The 3,030-nt window shown below is 68.0% G+C and carries 3 protein-coding genes and 1 pseudogene; 3 read left to right on the top strand and 1 reads right to left on the bottom strand.

The features are described from left to right. A pseudogene (locus H926_RS0120255) lies at positions 1-542 on the bottom strand (NADP-dependent oxidoreductase); the annotation flags it as partial. A 155-nt stretch (positions 543-697) separates the two neighbouring features. Between H926_RS0120255 and H926_RS0120250 the strand changes: the two are divergent. From H926_RS0120250 to H926_RS33720, 3 genes are all read left to right on the top strand, one after another. Continuing rightward, positions 698-1,105, top strand: coding sequence for a nuclear transport factor 2 family protein (locus tag H926_RS0120250; RefSeq protein ID WP_022677902.1), 408 nt, complete (start codon positions 698-700; stop codon positions 1,103-1,105). A 21-nt stretch (positions 1,106-1,126) separates the two neighbouring features. Beyond that, on the top strand, positions 1,127-2,317 hold the full coding sequence (gene bktB, locus H926_RS0120245) for a beta-ketothiolase BktB (protein ID WP_022677901.1): 1,191 nt from the start codon (positions 1,127-1,129) through the stop codon (positions 2,315-2,317). Positions 2,318-2,424: 107 nt separating this feature from the next. Further along, positions 2,425-3,030 (top strand): malonyl-CoA decarboxylase N-terminal domain-containing protein (locus H926_RS33720; protein ID WP_022677900.1); only part of this gene is annotated, 606 nt, incomplete at its 3' end.

Here is a 3,030-nt window from a genome sequence, read left to right as displayed (position 1 = left end):
CGCGCCAGTTGCACCACCGTGCTGCCGGTGGCGCCGGCTGCGGCGCTGACCAGCACGGTATCGCCCGGCCGCGCCTGGCCCACCGCGACAAGGCCCACCCAGGCCGTCAGCCCCACCGGTCCCAGCGCGCCCATATAGGCACGCAGCGGCACGCCCGGTTGCGGTGTAACGCGTTCCAGTCCCAGTGCATCGGGTGTGATGACATAGTGATCGGACCAGGTGCCGAGCACCCGCACCAGCGTGCCCACCGGCCAATCGCCATGGCGGCTGGCCACCACCTCGCCCAGCGACATACCGGTGACCGGCGCATCGATGGCCACCGGCGGCAGGTAGGATGGGCGATCATCGAGGAAGCCGCGGATCGCCGGATCGACCGAGCCGACGCGCATGCGCACCAGCATCTGGCCATCGTCCAGCACCGGCATGGGGGTTTCCACCAGGGCAAAGCAATCGGGCGTGGGCACGCCCACCGGCCGGCGGCGCAACACGATGTGGCGCACCGTTGCGGGCAGGGCGGCCGTGGGGTGAGCAGCAGAGGTCATCTGATCAGGCATCCGTCTTTCAGCATTGTGTTCTTGTCTATCCATGCCTGATAGGCGCTTGGCCCGCTGTGGCGCTCTAGCTTTTTCGCTAGGTGGCGTGGCGCTGGGGCGGGGCGATGATGGCGCAATACCCAGCGGGAAGAGGAACGCCGGCCATGACGCCTGCCGAAATGATCGCCTTTGTCGATGAACTGTATGGCCTGACCGCCACCGGGCAATGGGATGCCGTGGCCGCGCGGCTGACCGACGATTTCGTGGTGGTGGAGGCCGATGGCCTGCCCATGGCCGGCACCTATCGCGGGGTGCAGGGCCTGCAGGACCTGTTCACCAAAGTGATGGGATTGATGGATGTGGTGGCGATGGACCGGGTGGAAACCACCGCCGGCGCCAATCACGCGGTGACGATCCTGTCGCTGCGCTTTGCCGATCCCGCCCTGGCGCCGGCCGAGCTGTGCGAGCTGTTCCGTTTTCGCGATGGCAAGGCCTGCGCGATCATTCCCTATTACTTCGATCCGGCGCCAGTGCTGGCCGCCACTGCTGCCAAGCGCGCCGCGCTGGCCTGACCTCCAAGGACCATCACGACCATGACCAACAAGCCCGACGACATCATGATCCTTGGCCCGGTGCGCACCGCTATCGGGGATTTCGGCGGCGCGCTGAAAAGCTTTGCTGCGGCCGAGCTGGGCGCGCGCGTGATGGCCGAGGCTGTGCGCCGCGCCGGGCTGACGCCGCAGGACATGGAGCACGTGGTGATGGGGCAGGTGATCCCGTCAAGCGGCAAGGACGCCTATCTGGCGCGCGCCGCCGCGCTCAAGGCCGGGGTGCCGGTGGAAGTGCCGGCCTTGACGGTCAACCGCCTGTGCGGATCGGGGCTGCAGGCGATCATCTCGGCCGCGCAGATGATGCAACTGGGCGAGGCGGACATCACCCTGGCCGGTGGCGCGGAAAGCATGTCGAACACGCCCTATCACGATCACGGCCAGCGTTGGGGCCGCAAGATGGGCGATGCCACGCTGGTCGATGCGCTGGTGGAAACGCTGTCCGATCCGCTTGATGGCTGCCACATGGGGATCACGGCGGAAAATATTGCCGCGCGCCACGATATTTCGCGCGCGGATCAGGATGCGCTGGCGGCGCAAGGCCATGCCCGCGCGCTGCGCGCGATTGCCGAAGGGCGCTTTGCCGAGCAGATTCTGCCGATCGAGCTGGTCACGCGCAAGGGCACCACGGTGTTCGATACCGACGAGCACCCGCGCGCCGGAACCACGGCCGAGGCGCTGGCGGGCATGAAGCCGGCATTCCGCAAGGACGGTACCGTCACCGCGGCCAATGCCAGCGGCATCAACGATGGCGCGGCGGCCATGGTTCTGGCGCGGCGCAGCGTGGCACAGCAGCGCGGCCTGGCGCCGATCGCGCGCATCGTCAGCTGGGGTCACGCCGGGGTGGAGCCGGCCTATATGGGCATGGGCCCGGTCAAGGCCGTGCCGATTGCCCTGGCCCGCGCCGGGCTGACCCTGGCCGATATCGACGTGATCGAGGCGAACGAGGCCTTTGCCGCGCAGGCGCTGGCGGTCTCGCGCACGCTCGGGTTCGATAGCGAGCGGGTTAATCCCAACGGCAGCGGTATTGCCCTGGGTCATCCGGTGGGCGCGACCGGCGCGATCCTGGTGGTGAAAGCCGCGCATGAATTGCGCCGCACCGGCGGCCGGCGCGCGCTGGTCACGATGTGCATCGGGGGCGGGCAGGGTATCGCCATGGTCATCGAGGCGACCTGATCATATGCAGGAATATTAAAAAACGCTTATCGTGTATGCGGTGGTGTGATTGAGCGCTGTAGTGTATATCCAAAGGCCTGATATCGGCCTTGGGAGAATCACGCGCCATGCCGCTCGACCGATCGCGCCTTGCCCGCGACATTCTCGAAAGTCTGTTCCAGCGCTGGCGCCGGCCGGTCGTTGGCAAGGGTGCGCCGAGCGTGGCTGCGGTGCCGGCCGATGCGCCGCTGATCGATCGTGCCGCGGCCCTGCTGGAAGAACGCAGCCAGTCTTCGGGTGTGCATCTGGCGGCTGGCATCCTGGCTGATTATGCCGCGTGCGACGATGCCGGGCGCCACGCGTTCCTGCGCGCCCTCGCCACGCGCTTTGCCCCCGATCCGCAGGCCATTCGTGCCGCGCTCGATGCGCATGATGCCGATCCCGGCCCGGCGCGCCTGTCGGCAGTGACCCGGGCGGCAGAGGCGCCGCGCCAGGAGGTCTTGCGCCGGCTGAACCAGGCGCCGGCCGGCACGGCGGCGCTGGTGGCGATGCGGGCCGATCTGCTGCGCCACTTGCCGCAAGACCCGATGCTGGCGCCGCTGGAAGACGATCTCGTGCATCTGTTGCGCTCGTGGTTCAACCGCGGGTTCCTGGTGCTGCGGCGCATCGACTGGAGTAGCCCGGCCGATCTACTGGAGCGGATCATCCGCTATGAGGCGGTGCATTCCATCGCC

The sequence above is a fragment of the Novosphingobium sp. B-7 genome, assembly GCF_000410615.1.
GTDB lineage: Bacteria > Pseudomonadota > Alphaproteobacteria > Sphingomonadales > Sphingomonadaceae > Novosphingobium > Novosphingobium capsulatum.
Note: the sequence above shows the minus strand (reverse complement) of the source record. Positions and strands in the feature narration are given on the sequence as shown.

Excerpts from the sequence above, each read along its gene's own strand:
- H926_RS0120250 (WP_022677902.1), top strand. The coding sequence starts at position 698 with ATGACGCCTGCCGAAATGATCGCCTTTGTCGATGAACTGTATGGCCTG.
- bktB (WP_022677901.1), top strand. The coding sequence starts at position 1,127 with ATGACCAACAAGCCCGACGACATCATGATCCTTGGCCCGGTGCGCACC.